Source organism: Anabaena sp. TISTR 8404, from assembly GCF_056847745.1.
In genome coordinates, this window is record NZ_CP180578.1 from 1,728,980 (window position 1) to 1,743,645 (window position 14,666).

Sequence of the window (14,666 nt, forward strand, 5' to 3'; positions counted from 1 at the left end):
ATCATACTCATTAGCATCATTCAATAATATAGCTAAATTGTGGCTGAATGTTGCAGCTAATTGCCTAAGAAAGTCTATATTGTTAGTGAATAGTCAATTAATCGACAAATGGTTCACTACCAAAAGCTACTGAGAGTTTCTACTACTGGTAAATCTTTTCACAACATCACTGCTAAAGTCGAAGCCATAGTTTCTGAATCGGGTGTGGAAACTGGTCTTTGCACTTTATTTTTACGCCATACTTCCGCTAGTTTAGTAATACAAGAAAATGCTGATCCCGATGTATTGGTAGATTTAGCTAATTTTATGGCTAAACTAGTCCCGGAATCTGGTGGCTACATCCATGACGCGGAAGGGCCTGATGATATGCCAGCACACATCCGTTCAGCCTTGACTCATACTTCTGAACATATACCTATTAATCGCGGTCATTTGGTATTGGGTACTTGGCAGGGAATTTATGTTTGGGAACATCGTCAACGCAGTCATACACGAGAATTGGTTGTTCACATTTCTGGCTAATTAGAATGTGGATTATGAGTTTTTATTCCTAATTTTTTTTACTTCACTCATAGGCATAGAGAAAAAGTTAAAATTTGAGTATATTCACAATATCTAAAAGCCGCCACTAAAACTGCGGCTTTTTTGGTAATATACAAATTTTAATATTATTTTATATTTAGTTAATATTATTAGGTATTTCTAGATAGAAGCTCATAAAATGAAATATAGATTATTTGCTGAGGCTAGTTAAATCTGTATGAAGCAAGACCTGCATTCTACTTATAACTTTCAAATTCTTGATGAATTTCTGTCCCAGCAGTCTGTAAATCCTTTATCGCTCAATCCTCAAAAACAAGTAATTACGAGTTTTGCTGAATTGGGAAATTTAATTACGGAAGAAACAACTGATATTAAACTGATATCAAATTTGCAAAATACATTAGAACGCATATTAGATGCTCAATTAGAAAACTTTCCCACAAATATTTTTTGGGATTGCGATTTTATGGTAAGTAGTATTTTGCGGCAAGCTCTGCCAATGGGAGATGATGCTGTAACATTTTTAAAGGCTTTTACTCACAAAATGGTTTCTCTTAGCAAGTTATTTGGAAGAAAGCAGGAAATTCGCTTTTGTTATGTTCACGATTTTATGTATGGTTTTGAGTGGGCAAGATGGGTACAAAAAGAACCACAAACTCGCGCACAATTAGAACCTTTCAGTTTGATTTTTTTAGATTATTTGCTGGCTAAAGGACAGGAATTAATACATCGTATTAGTCTTGATAAACCGACAAATTATAAACTGTGTGACACGGGTTTTCGTAATCCTTTTCCTTTTTCCCGTGAACCAAAAGATGAATATCGTTTGTTAACTCATCTTGCTAGTCAAGGATACATCCCTGTAGCAGCCTGGAATTGGAATACTCAGCCTGTATGGAATCAGCCTTTTCAGGAGATACGTCAGCAGTTAGCATTACAGTTGAATATTCAACCGCAAAGGCGATGAAAGAATTTTAGATTTTGGATTTTGGATTGAAAAATCGATTAAGGAATTATGAAAATTGTTGATTTAATTAGTTGGTTTGAAGAATGGGCGAATCCGGCTTGGTGTGAAAGCTGGGATAATTGTGGCTGGCAAGTTGAGCCTGGAGTTTTGCAAGAGTCGGCGCGGGTGTTGGTATGTTTAACACCAACTTTGGCGGTGATGGAAGAAGCGATCGCTCATAATGCTAATCTAATTTTTGCCCATCATCCTTTGATTTTTACTCCTCCGAAATCTCTCCGGCGTGGTGATGCACTTTCCGAAATGGTAAGGTTAGCTTTTACCCACAATATTGGTATATATACTGCTCATACTAATTTCGACCAAGTACAAGACGGTACGGCTGACGTTTTGGCACAAATTCTCAACCTTCAGGAAGTCACGCCTATAGTACCGACTGTTTCCGGCTTAGGTTACGGACGTGTTGGTGTACTCGAAAAATTACTGACACTACAAGAGTTACTAGCAGTAATTCAACAGCGACTTTCTCCCCCGGATTTGATTTTTTCCCCAACAGCTGATTTACAACAAACAATTTCACGGGTGGCTGTTTTGGGTGGTTCAGGCGCTAGTTTCATTTCGGCGGTAGTGAAAACCGGGGCGCAAGTTTACTTAACTTCTGACTGCAAATTTCATCAGTTTCAGGAAAGCCGCGATCGCGGTTTAATTTTAATTGATGCTGGACATTACGCCACAGAACGCCCTGCTTGCGATCGCTTGTCACAAAAATTTATATCTTTAAACCTTGACTGGGTGCAATTCAGTCAACAGGATGAAGATTTCCGCTACTTTTCTAGTCAGTATATTTGATAACCATAAATCTGATTGTATATTTTGTATCGGGTAAAAATCATGAAACTATACTCAAAACAGAAAATGCTTACTTATAACCTCATAGTTTATACTTATCAAGCCGTAATATAACTATTACCGTACTTGTAAAAAACTGTGATTGAAATCACGGTTTTTTTGTAATTATAATCACTAGTATCTGCTGTTTCATATCAATCAGTCTTCACAATTAATATTCCACACTAGATGTATCAAGTTGCTTATTATGCCCTAATTAAAATGATTCGCGCACTCGTTGAATCTGCTTTCCAAACTGGATATCTTAGTGTTGAATCTGAGGGTCTGCTTCATCAAGTCCTAGCTACCAAGTGCTATCAGTCTGAGGATTTGGCGGCTTTGGCAGATTTATATGATGCAGTCACAGCAGGTAAAATCAAACGAGAGGGTTCTTCAGAGCGGCTGATAGAATTTCTGACTCAATACAGATCTAACTAATTGGCAAAAGCTTAGTGAAGGGTACAGGGGTATAAGGGTGTAAGGATGTAGGTGTTTAAAACTCTTATACCCCTACATCCAGTCTCCAAAGACAATCTTTTTCCCAAACAACAGCCCAAAATTTAAAACTCATTAAGATGTTGTTGTTGAAAACAATGAAGGCCAGCAAAATAATGAGTTAAGATCAAATACATAGGGGTAAAAGTACAGCAAAGTCCCCAGACTTCCCAGTGATGCCCATGACTACAAGTAGGCAACTTAAACAACCGCAATCACCGCTTGTTTTGGAGTATTTATTATTACATAATGATAGGAAAGACTCACCAGCAGTTATTAAACTGGTTAGCACAAATCCCGGATTGTGTGACTTCTATGAAGTAGACATTCACTCTTACAACCCTAAATAGAGGTTAAGTTTAACGGGTGCAGTAACTTGAACCGTGAAACTCACTTCTCTAGGGATGTAATCTCTTGGGGTAAAACCCAAATTTTTTCAGGTTTAACGTACGTTGTTTAAAAAGGCAGAAGCAGTACATGCTACACCGCAAGATTTATCAACTGTGTTGCGATGGGCGGGAGGTATGTGTTTTCTTGCGGGACCAGCAACGCTGGATTGAACGCGCCCGCATCATCGACATAGAGGGAGATTTGGTGACGTTACGCTACGAAACGGATGAGGAAGACGAAGTTTGTTCTTGGGAAGAAATGGTTCGCCTCGAAAGTATTGGCGCTGTCACTCAAAAATTAGCTTCCGTACCAAGGGGTAATGTCGAACCTCTCCTAACTGAAGATTGTCCTGATGCTGAACGCATCCGTAACCGTTTTACCGACTCCAATCCTGATTAACTAAAAGCACAGTGCTGAGTCCTGGGTGAGGTAGATCAATTTCTCTTTACTCAGGACTCAGTAGTTGATGAGCGTTCAAAAGCTGGACAGTAACCTTCCAGAGTGACTTTAAAGTTATATAAAGGAGAAACAGGGTTCCAACAGCGCTGTCCCCTTTGGTGTCGGCAAGTTCCACAGCAGTCTACATCAGATAAAGTATAGCGATCGCTACTTTGATTTAGTAATTCTCTTTGAGACAACCCCCGTAAAACAATTTCTTCTCCTTGCCAACGCGCTTCAATTAAGCCAGTATCGGCAAACTCCCGCCAACGTGGGTCTTCTGTAATCGCTTCCGGTAAAGTAATAGTGATGACTGTGGCTAATTCTGTCAGTTCGCCTTCGTAGTTAGTTTCCGGTGCGGCTGGTTGGACAAATGTGTCGCCAATCGGCAGTTCTACTAAGGTGTTAGCAGCAGGGGAATGGACGTGATAACGGTTTTGTAACTCCTCTAAGCTAGTGAGATCTGCTAAGTAAGCAGAAGAACCGTGAACGAATAAAACGTGCTGGGGACGTAAATTGTGAATTAGTTGAGTTGTACCAGGGCCATCACTGTGTTGGGCTAGGAGGTAGCTTTCCACTGTGCTGGGAGCTAAATATTGTTTGTTAACTTTTATATCAATTTTCTCTGGTACGAGAATCAGCCAAGGCCCTGTATTAGGTTGGCAGTATTCGCCTAAGTCAGCGGTTGCGTCTGTGAGAACAATACATGGGGACTTGCCGACAACACCACGTCTTTCTGGCTGCAAGCGCCTGACTCTAGGACGCACCCGTTCATCCCAAAACAAGGGTTGATGGCGGGCAAAGTTTTGTACAGATGGAGGCAGATAAGGTAGTAATTCTAGATAAGCATCACAGCCTTTAGCCACAGTACCATCCACCCAAATATCTAAATCCCGTCCAGTGAAGTGATGATGACTACGCAGCAGCATCAGTAGTTCTTGTCCTAATCCTAGTGCTGGTGTGGGGAGAATAACAGAATGATAGTCCGCGATCGCGCGATTAATTCTTTCGGCTAGTTGGTTTTCTTGGTTGCGGCGATGGGGATGACGTGATGTGCCATAAGTACCTTCGATAATTAACACATTGACATCTAATCCCCGCAATTCTTCTAAGCGCAAACCTTCTACTAGCCGGGAATTAGACAAGAAAAAGTCGCCTGTATATAGTACTTTGTAAGAGCGCTGCTCGGTTGTGTAGGTGAGCAGAATTGCTACCGCCCCTGGTAAGTGTCCGGCGGGAAATAATTCTACTACTAAACCTTCTTGCAATTCTATGGGCGATCGCAACGGTAGAGCATGACACAATTGGGGAATTTCTTTGGTGTTTTGTTCTGGCCAATTCAACGGCAGTAACTTGGTAGTTACTTCACTGGCATAAATAGGTAAAAGTGGGAAAGCTTTATGTAATGCCAACACACCTCTGGCGTGATCTGGGTGAGCATGACTGATCAATACCACATCTGCTGGTAAGGGTGAACTACCTCGACGTGCCGACTTTGTTAGACCTTTTTGCAGTGAGGAAATATTCTCCACACCGCAATCTAGCAAAATGCGATGCGGCCCCATTTTGACCAGTAAACACACACCCTCATCATTATGCTGAACACTGTAAGGAAAACAGTTCAATTCAACTCCTGTTTCCTCAGTATCAACACGAGAGGATGCCGACAGATTATCCCTCATGCTTTCCCCCCTCCAACCTGATCATCATTCATATATCGCAAAAGCTATAAGTTTTGGAGATTTTGCTTTTGTGACATCGGGCTAATGCGCCCGTACACCCTGAGATTACGGATTTTTTGATTGGAGAGAACGCCTTTGACCAACCTCTACTGGCTGGCAAAAACTGGGCATGATCTACCCTAAAAATTGTGGTTAAGGGAACTGCTTTGATACTTTTGCACAATTAGTGTGCAGAGCCATTGCCATGATAGTTCTCTGAATCATAAAATCCATTTTTCGTACCAAAAAACAGGCACGCAACAGTAAATATTACTGTTAATCCAGCTAGGATTAGCTTTACATCCATTGTTTACTACCCTCTACTAAAGACTTTCTTATCTTAATAGAATGCTTCCACAGACGAGCGGAATCACCAGAAAATCTTTACTATGCTTGGGTTGATGGATCAATAAGTAGATTTGCTTCTATCTGTCAGATTGTAGAGCTTTTCGGTAAACCTGTCCATCTCTCCAAATAGTTCAATGAATTTGCCACCACCAAGATTCGTCTTCAATCCGCTGGGTAATCGGATGTTCTGTTGTGACTCCAGGTGCAGGAGCAAATCTAAAACTTGCTCAGGCGTTAATTTTATTTTTATACCAAGTTAGATGAGCTTACCCTGGCTGAATCTCACACCTGGGTAAGCTAGAGTTCGAGGAATTAGCTTGAATTTAGCATTGATCCGCAATCAAATTTATTTGGTTTATGTTACTGGTCTCTCTTATGCTTCTAGTCGTCAATTAATCACGCAAGCAAAAGTTTTGAAACCAGATTATTTAATTACAAGTGTAGGTAGTTAAATTTATCAACAAGGTGTTCTTTTAGAAAAGGATTGGGGTAATTATATCTCACAAAATTGGAACAGAGATGAAGTTGCTGTAGTGTCCGGACACTTTTCTGTTCTAAAAGCTCAACCAGATATTGAACAAACTCCTTGGAAATTAATGCAACAGGTATTCTTGAAGGACTAATCTATTTTAATGTCTTACCATTTCCTAATAACTGGCGACAACCTATTCCAAATTAAAAAAAGACACGGTGACGATTGATAATCTCCCGTGTCTGCTACTATTGGCTCCTTCTTCACAAAAAATTTGGTTTACTGCACTTTGGGTTTGCATAAAGGTATTTAATTTCCCGTGAATTGATATTAATTAGATTCTCTTTTTGTCACGAAATCTCTTGTCATCTTTATTAATATCTAATTCCTCACGACGAAGAGTTTCTTCCGCTTCCACCGTATCCTGTTCAACTACTTTTTTAACTTTTACTTCTTCACGCAAAACAGCTTCTTTGTGAATATCAGGAGTTTCTTCATATATTCCTACACGGGTGACTTCTCCTTCACGAAAGTCAGCATCACTAGGTGATACATTTCTAGCATCTGCACTGGGAGTAGTACGTTCAATAACTACACGTTCTTTTTCAACAGGTACAGACACTTTAGCCGTATCAGTTTCCGTGTGCTTACCAATAGCTACCTCTCCAGTTTTAACACGGGATTTATTGGCAACTAATCGTTCTTCATATAGTTTGAGATTTTGATGATCCTTTTCGTTCATATTGTAGAGATTTGGCTCACTTTCATATTTATATGTATTACGATCATGAGCATGAGATTTGCGATCGCTTGTGATAGGTGGAGCATCTACAGGGGTGGATGTTTCTAAGGATGATTGTCTGACTGGAGTACGATAAACACCACGTACTCTTTCTTCATAGTCGTAATCGATTTTCTCCAAATCATTAAAATCTGGGAGATTTTCTACCTGCTCTCTTGTCAATCCCTTAGCATACACTCGCTGATTACTGTATTCAATTTGGGAACGTCCAATGGGTAACAAAACTTGTCTACCAAAAAACCAAAAACCTGTATCAACTACTAAATAGCGAAAACGACCGGATTCGTCTACTAAAATGTGTTTGACTGTGCCAATTTTATCATTGTCAACGTCTGAATAAACATCGAAGTTGTTGATATTGTAGTTATCAAAATCTGTGTTGTCAGATTGAGCAGCGAAATCTTCAAGTTTGTATAACGCCATGCTGATTTTCCTCCAATAGCTATATTTACTATGCTAAGAACTTATGTCTTCCCTCCTTCTTCCTTAAGAAAGATATCCAGCTAAATGATTGTTGAATTATCAGTTATTGAAGATTTTGGTTGTTCGTCTGAGTTTTAACAATGTATTGATTGGCAGGTGAATTATTAGCAATTGGTTGTAGTTTATTTTGGGAAACCAAAGTTTGATAAACTAAAGCGGAAATTTCTCCTCTAGTTGCTGCTTGATTGGGATTAAAAACATTTGCTTTTGGATAGTTGACCACTATATTTCTTTTTGTAGCTGCGGCTACGCTTCCTACAGCATATTGGGGAATTTTATTGGCATCAGCATAATTATTAGCAACGATTACTGATGCAGGATTACTCACATTGGTCGCTTGTTGTTTAGTTGTTGCAGGTGTTGCAGGAGTCGCAACATTAGTTTGAGCAGCTTGGGCTTTTGGTATGACTAAAGGCTGCATCAAACTTGTAATTGCTAAAGGTAAGAAAATCCGTCTTTTTGCAGCTTTTGGTTGGGTTTGTTGAGGCACTTGTTTTGCTGTGGTGGTGGGAACAGAAACGGCGGTAGGATTATTAATTAAATCCAAACCTTTGTTTAAAGCCACTATGGCTTCGACCTTAGAAACTGGTTGATTAGGACGAAAATAACCACCAGGATAACCTGCCATAAATCCTTGTTGGTAGGCTTCTTCAATAGGACGCACAGCCCAGTAGTTAGCAGGAATATCTTTATATACAGCACCACTTTCTATTTGACGAACTGGTGGTTGATCAAAAGCTTTACGAATAATTGCGGCAAATTCATCTCGATCTACTGGTTGTTGTGGTCGAAATGTCCCATCAGGATACCCGGCTACAATATTTCTAGCAGCTAAACCTTGAATAAATGGTTGCGCCCAGTAATTAGGCGGAACGTCACGAAAATAAGTAGAAGAAGATTGGGCAGATGTTTCTAATGCTCCAACTGTGAATACTACCAAATTAAGAGATAGTAAAGATATACCAGTTAAAGCTAATTTAGTTAACTGAGCCATTATACCAGCCTCCTATTTTGTAATTTTTTCTTTATTTTAAACTTCAAAATTGATTAGTAAAGAGTGAGTTTTTCTTGGCAAAGCTGTTAATAGAAGTAAAATATTACTAAAGGCTGAATTTATTTATTACTTTAGAAGTAACTCAAATAGAAAATCAGAAAAATCATAATAATAAGAAATGTAAAAATTCAGTAAAATAAATAATTTAGAAAATTTATTTCAATATTTAATTTAAGTAGTAAAACTGGATTTATTTAACTGAAATACTGCATCACTTATAAAATATTTACTAATTTGATAGTTAAAAATAAAGCTGAAATGCAAGAGGAAATATATCTAGGAAAATATCTCTTTGGATAGTAGAGCGATCGCCTAAAAAAACCAGATTCTTAGCGATGGGAGGTAAAAATGCGTCAACTCATGATCCAAGTGCCACAAGGAAATGGAGCAGCCGTGATGGAAATCGCCAAATCTCATCATGGTACAAATCTGGCGCGGTTTGAAGGCTATGCAGATGAACCGATTGATGTAGTAATTGTTCATGTTTCTAATCGAGAAGTTGGCAAAGTTTTAGAGGAATTGCAAGACTTACCGAAAGTACATATCACATTGATACCCACTGGGGTGATGACTCTGCAACCGCCTGCGTCAGAAGCACCGCAACAGGTGGTGGATGTAGAAGAACGCAGTCCGATTGAGATTTTACTTTCTGGGTTGCAAAGTGTTGGTTCTTGGCGTGGTTTTATTGGTTATGCAGCACTTGCAGGTTTTGTTGTCTGGATTGGCTTGTATACCAATACAAGTTACTTGTTAGTCGCAGCAATGCTGATTGCGCCGTTTGCAGGCCCAGCCATGAATACGGCCATTGCAACTGCATGGGGCGATCGCGCACTTCTGGGAAGAAGCATTTTACGGTATTTTGCTGCTTTAGCCGTCACCATAATTACAACTTGGCTACTGAGTTTGATACTCAGGCAAGAAATTGCCACTAGTTCAATGTTAGACAATAGCCAAGTTTCAGCAGTGGCAGTGATTTTACCATTGGCAGCCGGAGCCGCCGGGGCGTTGAATTTAGTGCAGTCAGAACGCAGCAGTTTAGTATCTGGAGCCGCCACAGGAATGTTAGTTGCGGCTTCCTTAGCTCCACCTGCGGGAATTATCGGGATGTCCAGTGCAATTGGTCGCTGGGATATGGTAATTTCGGGGCTATTTTTATTATTTTTGCAACTATGCGGAATTAATTTATCAGCAGCTTTGTTGTTTCGGGTATTTGGCTTGTCTGCACAAGGAACTCGTTATCAACGGGGTAAAAAGCGAGTTTTTTATTCTGCTTTGGTAATCACTGTGATTGCATTGGCTGGTTTACTAACTTGGCAGTTTATCAATTCTCCCAATTTGCAACGCTCTAGCCTCGCCCAACGTGCCAATGCTCAAGTGCAGAAAACTGTGAAACAAGTTGGTTTAGCAAAATTAGTCGAGGCGAATGTGCGTTTCACTCGCTCTGATATTACAGGTCAGGATACTCTGCTGTCGGTGATTTATGTGCAGCGTCAACCGCAAGTTACAGCCTCGAATCAAGAAATTAGCGATCGCCTCACCCAAGCAATTCAAACTCAGTTATTAAAACAAGATTTTAATGTCACACCTTTAGTTAGTGTCAATGTACTAGAACTGCCTGCTAGTAAAAAATGAACCTCGAATTATGATGAATAGTTCTAAAATTTCCGAAAAACAAGCCCTAGAAAGAGAACGCAGCGAAGTCTTGCAACAATTGGAAGATTGGCTAGAAACGCCAATGTTAATACTGGGCTTTGTATGGTTAGCACTATTTATCATCGAGATTATTTGGGGATTAAACCCTTTACTGCAAGCTGTGAGCATTACTATTTGGATTATTTTTATCTTAGATTTTCTCCTAAAATTAGCGATCGCTCCACATAAACTTTCTTATATTAAAAACAACTGGTTAACAGTTATTTCTTTATTTTTGCCAGCATTACGTACTATTCGAGTTCTCCGAGTCGTCAGAATCTTAAGAACAGCAAGGGCGGTCAGAGGGTTACAACTGTTGCGAGTGATGACTCGTGCTAACCGAGGAATGCGGGTTTTATCAGCCAGTGTCAGCCGTCGTGGCTTTGGTTATGTTGTGGCATTAACCATGATTATTACTTTATTAGGAGCAGCCGGGATGTATGCGTTTGAAAATGAAGTTCCTGGGGAATCTGGGCTGCATAATTACGGTGCGGCTTTGTGGTGGACAGCAATGTTAATCACAACGATGGGTTCTGAGTATTGGCCTAAAACGCCTGAAGGACGAGTGCTATGTTTTTTCTTAGCTTTATATGCCTTTGCCGTGTTTGGCTATGTAACTGCAACTCTGGCAACGTTCTTTATTGGTCGTGATGCGGATGATGACGAAGCCGAGTTAGCTGGGGCGAAATCGATTCAACTGCTGCAAACAGAAATTGCCGCCTTGCGAGAGGAGATTCAAGAACTATTGCATCAAAATTCAAATTCATGAGAATCCATATAAATTTCAAACTGTATGAGGAATGTTTATGAATGCAGAAATCTCCGCCGCTTGGGATAAAGTTCAAAGTATGATTGACGGTTTCATCGCTTTATTACCAAATATGGTCTTAGCGGTGATTGTCTTTATATTATTTTTGGTGGTCGCCAGCAGAATTAAAGCACTAGTTAAACGTTTAACTCGTAACCGTAGCTACGCACGCAATTTAGGATTAGTATTAGGTAGATTAGCCCAAGGAATCATCATTTTGATTGGCTTGTTCATTGCTCTGTCAATTGTGATTCCTACATTTAGGGCTGGTGACTTGGTGCAATTGTTGGGCATTAGTGGTGTTGCAATTGGTTTTGCCTTCCGTGATATTTTGCAAAACTTCTTAGCAGGGATTTTGATTTTACTGACGGAACCTTTTCAAATTGACGACCAAATTGTCTTTAAAGGTTTTGAAGGTACTGTAGAAAATATCGAGACCAGGGCAACAACAATTAGAACTTATGATGGTCGGCGGATTGTGATTCCTAATTCTGAGTTATTTACAAATTCGGTGACAGTGAATACAGCTTTTGAGAACCGCCGATTACAATATGATGTTGGCATTGGCTACGGTGATGATATTGATTTAGCCAAGCAATTAATGTTAGAGGCGCTGCATAGTATAGACGAAGTTTTAAAAGATCCCGCACCTGATGTATTGGCAATGGAATTAGCGGAAAGCACCGTCAATATTCGTGTACGTTGGTGGATTAGACCACCCAGAAGGGCAGATGATTTATCTTCGCGGGATAAGGTAATTATGGCAATTAAGAAAAAGCTGACTGAAAACGGTATTGATTTGCCCTTCCCCACACAACAAATTTTATTCCATGACCAAACCGAAGAGACAGATGGCGATCGCTCTCGTCAGCGTGAAGGCTGGCCAGCCGGTAAAAAAGAAGTACCCAAGCCTCGTCGTGTTAGTGATTCACTCAGGCTACTAGCGCAAGTCCACTCTTCCCAAAACGGTAACGGTAAAATCGACTCTCAAACTAACGAATAATGCGAAACGTCAAGATTAGCAAACTGTGGGATCAACTCCACTCAAGTTATTGGTTTATACCGGCAGTTATAGCGATGGTAGCTACTGCTTTAGCTTTCATCATGCTAAATCTTGACCGCACAGACAACGTAGAAATTAACTATTGGTGGGTTTACACTGGGGGTGCAGATGGAGCGCGATCGCTCTTAGAAGCGGTTGCAGGTTCAATGGTGAGCGTTGCTGCTACAGCTTTCTCCATTACCATTGTCGCTCTGCAATTGGCTGCTTCTAATTTTGGCCCCAGGCTTCTGCGTAATTTTATGCAGGATACAGGCAATCAAATTGTACTCGGCACATTTCTTGGTACATTCATTTACTGCTTACTCGTACTGCGAACCATTCATGGAGAAGGAGATGAATATAGCCAGTTTGTGCCACAACTAGCAGTGACAGTTGGTGTTTTACTGGCAATTATTAGCATTGGTATTTTAATTTATTTTATTCATCATGCTTCTACAATCATTCAAGCATCTCATGTAATTCATAACGTTAGTGCAGATTTACATTCAGCCATTGAACGTTTATTTCCTGAAAAAATCGGGTTGAGTGAACCAGAAGATAGACAAGGATTTACAGAAATTCCTACATCTTTTGATGACGAAGCTTCACCGATTTGTGCTAGAAATACAGGTTATTTACAAGCAATTGATGACGAAGAATTAATGAATCTTGCTTGTCAGTATAATTTGCTCATTCGCCTGCAAACTCATCCCGGAAAATTTGTAGTTCAAGGCGGCGATTTAGTCTTAGTTTTTCCTGGTAAGAAAGTGAATAAAAAACTAACAAAACAAATCAATGATGCCTTTATTTTGGGTAAAGAACGCACCGAACAACAGGATGTAGAATTTCCGATCAATCAATTAGTAGAAATTGCCCTACGTGCGCTATCCCCGGCAGTGAATGATCCATTTACTGCTATTCGTTGTATTGATCAAATAAGCGCCGGATTATGCCATCTTGTGCAGAGAAATTTTCCTTCACCTTATCGCTACGACAATTATAATAAGCTGCGCGTCATTGCCGAAGGTGTCAAATTTACTGAATTGATGGATGCAGCTTTTAACCAAATTCGCCACTATGGATGCGCTGATATTGCAGTCACTATTCGTTTATTAGAAGCTATAGCTGCAATTGCTACTTACACGAACAATTCTAAATATCAAACAATCTTGCGACATCATGCTGACATGATTTTACAAAATAGTCTTGCAGAAATTTCCCAAGCTAAAGACCAAAAAGATATAGAAGAAAGATATAACCAAATTATTAAAAATTTAGGTAATAACAGCAATATTAAAGATTGGGAAAAATAGTATGAAAAGTTTAAATTGGCGGGGTTATCGAGAAATATTTCCTTGTGTTACGAGCGTTGTAACTTTTCTTGACAAATGTGTAGCAGAAGTATGATCAAGGTTGCCGTTTATCTAGAACCCTTGAAAAAATAATGAAAGTAGTCAAAGTTAGTAATTTAGTCTTTGCAGGGGTAGCATGAAAACTAAAAAGCTGGCTGTATAAGCTTTATAGCTTTTATGTTTTGGAAATAATTTTCTCGCTAATAGCGATTTAATTGCATTAAATCATCAACAGAATTCCCACAAGGTTTTGATAGCGCCAATTCACTTCATCTGCTAGTGCTGTTCTCAATCTCAGGGTGTAAATTGTATTTTTTTTGATCACAAGCAGGCGATCGCTGCTCATCTGTTAAATTATTTTACATTTTTTTACTGGTATTTTTATTGCTTTTATCCCTCTACTTACTTAGATAACTTAGTATACTAATATTTTGTATGTATATATTCAAAAGTTAAATATTCTGTATGTTAATATTCAGTACCTTAAACATCTAAACATTTAAAAATTCAAAAATTTAAACTTTCAGATGTCGAAACATATAATAAAATCTTGGCGTTATTTGTGTAAAAAACCGAAATGATCATCACCGTAGCCGCATTTAAAGGGGGGGTAGGCAAATCAACGACAGCGTTGCATTTAGCTACGTACTTTCAGAACAAAGCTGACACACTGTTAGTAGATGGCGATTTAAATCGTAGTGCTTTAGATTGGTCAAACCGAGGCTGTTTGCCATTCAAAGTGGCTGATGAAGCGGAAGGAGTAAGTTTAGCAAAACTTTATGAGCATATAGTAATTGATACACCAACCCGACCGAATCCAGATGAGTTAAAAACTCTGGCTAAAGGTTGCGATTTATTAGTTATACCAACTACTCCAGATGCGATCGCTTTAGCTGCAACACTACAAATGGTAGATTCACTGCAACAACTCAAGACTAACTACCGAATTTTGCTGACTTTGATTCCTCCATTACCCAACAAGGCTGGAGAAGAAGCGAGAAGTACTTTATTGAGTGCTGGTTTACCAGTATTTCAATCAGGAATTCGGCGGCTGGCGGTATTTCAACGTGCGGCTTTAGAAGGCGTTCCGGTAAATGCAGTTAAAGATTCTTACGCCCAAATTGCTTGGCGATGTTACGCTGAGGCGGGAAAGGAGATATTGAAGTAAGTCACA

At 39.5% G+C, this 14,666-nt stretch carries 13 protein-coding genes and 1 pseudogene; 11 read left to right on the forward strand and 3 right to left on the reverse strand.

The window, feature by feature from the left end; genetic code table 11:
- The first annotated feature begins 108 nt into the window (after positions 1-108).
- From ACMX3D_RS07405 to ACMX3D_RS07425, 5 genes are all read left to right on the forward strand, one after another.
- The gene (locus ACMX3D_RS07405; RefSeq protein WP_482750792.1) at positions 109-522 is read left to right on the forward strand and encodes a secondary thiamine-phosphate synthase enzyme YjbQ; all 414 of its coding nucleotides are present in this window, start codon (positions 109-111) and stop codon (positions 520-522) included.
- Between the two features lie 238 nt (positions 523-760).
- Positions 761-1,510 carry a hypothetical protein gene (locus tag ACMX3D_RS07410; protein ID WP_482750793.1) on the forward strand — a complete coding sequence of 250 codons (750 nt, stop codon included), beginning with the start codon at positions 761-763 and terminating at the stop codon, positions 1,508-1,510.
- 48 nt (positions 1,511-1,558) lie between these two features.
- On the forward strand, positions 1,559-2,356 hold the full coding sequence (locus ACMX3D_RS07415) for a Nif3-like dinuclear metal center hexameric protein (RefSeq protein WP_482750794.1): 798 nt from the start codon (positions 1,559-1,561) through the stop codon (positions 2,354-2,356).
- A 261-nt stretch (positions 2,357-2,617) separates the two neighbouring features.
- Positions 2,618-2,833 (forward strand): hypothetical protein, encoded by a 216-nt coding sequence (locus tag ACMX3D_RS07420; protein WP_482750795.1) that lies wholly within the window; start codon positions 2,618-2,620, stop codon positions 2,831-2,833.
- A 534-nt stretch (positions 2,834-3,367) separates the two neighbouring features.
- Positions 3,368-3,679: a DUF6679 family protein gene (locus ACMX3D_RS07425; protein WP_062297298.1), complete on the forward strand. Its 312-nt coding sequence runs from the start codon at positions 3,368-3,370 to the stop codon at positions 3,677-3,679.
- Between the two features lie 50 nt (positions 3,680-3,729).
- Here the strand turns inward: ACMX3D_RS07425 and ACMX3D_RS07430 are convergent, their stop codons facing one another.
- Entirely contained in the window at positions 3,730-5,400 is a 1,671-nt protein-coding gene (locus ACMX3D_RS07430) for an MBL fold metallo-hydrolase (protein WP_482750796.1), read from the reverse strand.
- Positions 5,401-6,116: 716 nt separating this feature from the next.
- On the opposite strand from ACMX3D_RS07430, the pseudogene ACMX3D_RS07435 reads away from it, so the two are divergent.
- Positions 6,117-6,410 (forward strand): annotated as a pseudogene (locus tag ACMX3D_RS07435) (HAD family hydrolase).
- 183 nt (positions 6,411-6,593) lie between these two features.
- On the opposite strand, the gene ACMX3D_RS07440 reads toward ACMX3D_RS07435, so the two are convergent.
- Together ACMX3D_RS07440 and ACMX3D_RS07445 are read right to left on the reverse strand one after the other, a co-directional pair.
- Positions 6,594-7,484: a DUF2382 domain-containing protein gene (locus ACMX3D_RS07440; RefSeq protein WP_482750797.1), complete on the reverse strand. Its 891-nt coding sequence runs from the start codon at positions 7,482-7,484 to the stop codon at positions 6,594-6,596.
- 103 nt (positions 7,485-7,587) lie between these two features.
- A complete protein-coding gene (locus tag ACMX3D_RS07445; RefSeq protein WP_482750798.1) occupies positions 7,588-8,538 on the reverse strand; it encodes an S-layer homology domain-containing protein in 951 nt (316 codons plus the stop codon).
- 408 nt (positions 8,539-8,946) lie between these two features.
- Between ACMX3D_RS07445 and ACMX3D_RS07450 the strand changes: the two genes are divergently transcribed.
- The 5 genes from ACMX3D_RS07450 (at position 8,947) to ACMX3D_RS07470 (ending at position 14,660) form a co-directional block, all read left to right on the forward strand.
- Positions 8,947-10,230, forward strand: coding sequence for a TIGR00341 family protein (locus ACMX3D_RS07450; protein WP_482750799.1), 1,284 nt, complete (start codon positions 8,947-8,949; stop codon positions 10,228-10,230).
- A gap of 13 nt (positions 10,231-10,243) precedes the next feature.
- On the forward strand, positions 10,244-11,059 hold the full coding sequence (locus ACMX3D_RS07455; protein WP_482752293.1) for an ion transporter: 816 nt from the start codon (positions 10,244-10,246) through the stop codon (positions 11,057-11,059).
- Positions 11,060-11,096: 37 nt separating this feature from the next.
- Positions 11,097-12,101, forward strand: coding sequence for a mechanosensitive ion channel family protein (locus tag ACMX3D_RS07460; RefSeq protein WP_482750800.1), 1,005 nt, complete (start codon positions 11,097-11,099; stop codon positions 12,099-12,101).
- Positions 12,101-13,453: a DUF2254 domain-containing protein gene (locus ACMX3D_RS07465; RefSeq protein ID WP_482750801.1), complete on the forward strand. Its 1,353-nt coding sequence runs from the start codon at positions 12,101-12,103 to the stop codon at positions 13,451-13,453. The genes ACMX3D_RS07460 and ACMX3D_RS07465 overlap by 1 nt, the downstream gene beginning before the upstream one ends.
- Before the next feature lie 616 nt (positions 13,454-14,069).
- Positions 14,070-14,660 carry a ParA family protein gene (locus tag ACMX3D_RS07470; protein WP_482750802.1) on the forward strand — a complete coding sequence of 197 codons (591 nt, stop codon included), beginning with the start codon at positions 14,070-14,072 and terminating at the stop codon, positions 14,658-14,660.
- Positions 14,661-14,666 lie beyond the last annotated feature (6 nt).

Excerpts from the sequence above, each read along its gene's own strand:
- ACMX3D_RS07405 (WP_482750792.1), top strand. The coding sequence starts at position 109 with ATGGTTCACTACCAAAAGCTACTGAGAGTTTCTACTACTGGTAAATCT.
- ACMX3D_RS07410 (WP_482750793.1), top strand. The coding sequence starts at position 761 with ATGAAGCAAGACCTGCATTCTACTTATAACTTTCAAATTCTTGATGAA.
- ACMX3D_RS07415 (WP_482750794.1), top strand. The coding sequence starts at position 1,559 with ATGAAAATTGTTGATTTAATTAGTTGGTTTGAAGAATGGGCGAATCCG.
- ACMX3D_RS07420 (WP_482750795.1), top strand. The coding sequence starts at position 2,618 with ATGATTCGCGCACTCGTTGAATCTGCTTTCCAAACTGGATATCTTAGT.
- ACMX3D_RS07425 (WP_062297298.1), top strand. The coding sequence starts at position 3,368 with ATGCTACACCGCAAGATTTATCAACTGTGTTGCGATGGGCGGGAGGTA.
- ACMX3D_RS07430 (WP_482750796.1), bottom strand. The coding sequence starts at position 5,400 with ATGAGGGATAATCTGTCGGCATCCTCTCGTGTTGATACTGAGGAAACA.
- ACMX3D_RS07440 (WP_482750797.1), bottom strand. The coding sequence starts at position 7,484 with ATGGCGTTATACAAACTTGAAGATTTCGCTGCTCAATCTGACAACACA.
- ACMX3D_RS07445 (WP_482750798.1), bottom strand. The coding sequence starts at position 8,538 with ATGGCTCAGTTAACTAAATTAGCTTTAACTGGTATATCTTTACTATCT.
- ACMX3D_RS07450 (WP_482750799.1), top strand. The coding sequence starts at position 8,947 with ATGCGTCAACTCATGATCCAAGTGCCACAAGGAAATGGAGCAGCCGTG.
- ACMX3D_RS07455 (WP_482752293.1), top strand. The coding sequence starts at position 10,244 with ATGAATAGTTCTAAAATTTCCGAAAAACAAGCCCTAGAAAGAGAACGC.
- ACMX3D_RS07460 (WP_482750800.1), top strand. The coding sequence starts at position 11,097 with ATGAATGCAGAAATCTCCGCCGCTTGGGATAAAGTTCAAAGTATGATT.
- ACMX3D_RS07465 (WP_482750801.1), top strand. The coding sequence starts at position 12,101 with ATGCGAAACGTCAAGATTAGCAAACTGTGGGATCAACTCCACTCAAGT.
- ACMX3D_RS07470 (WP_482750802.1), top strand. The coding sequence starts at position 14,070 with ATGATCATCACCGTAGCCGCATTTAAAGGGGGGGTAGGCAAATCAACG.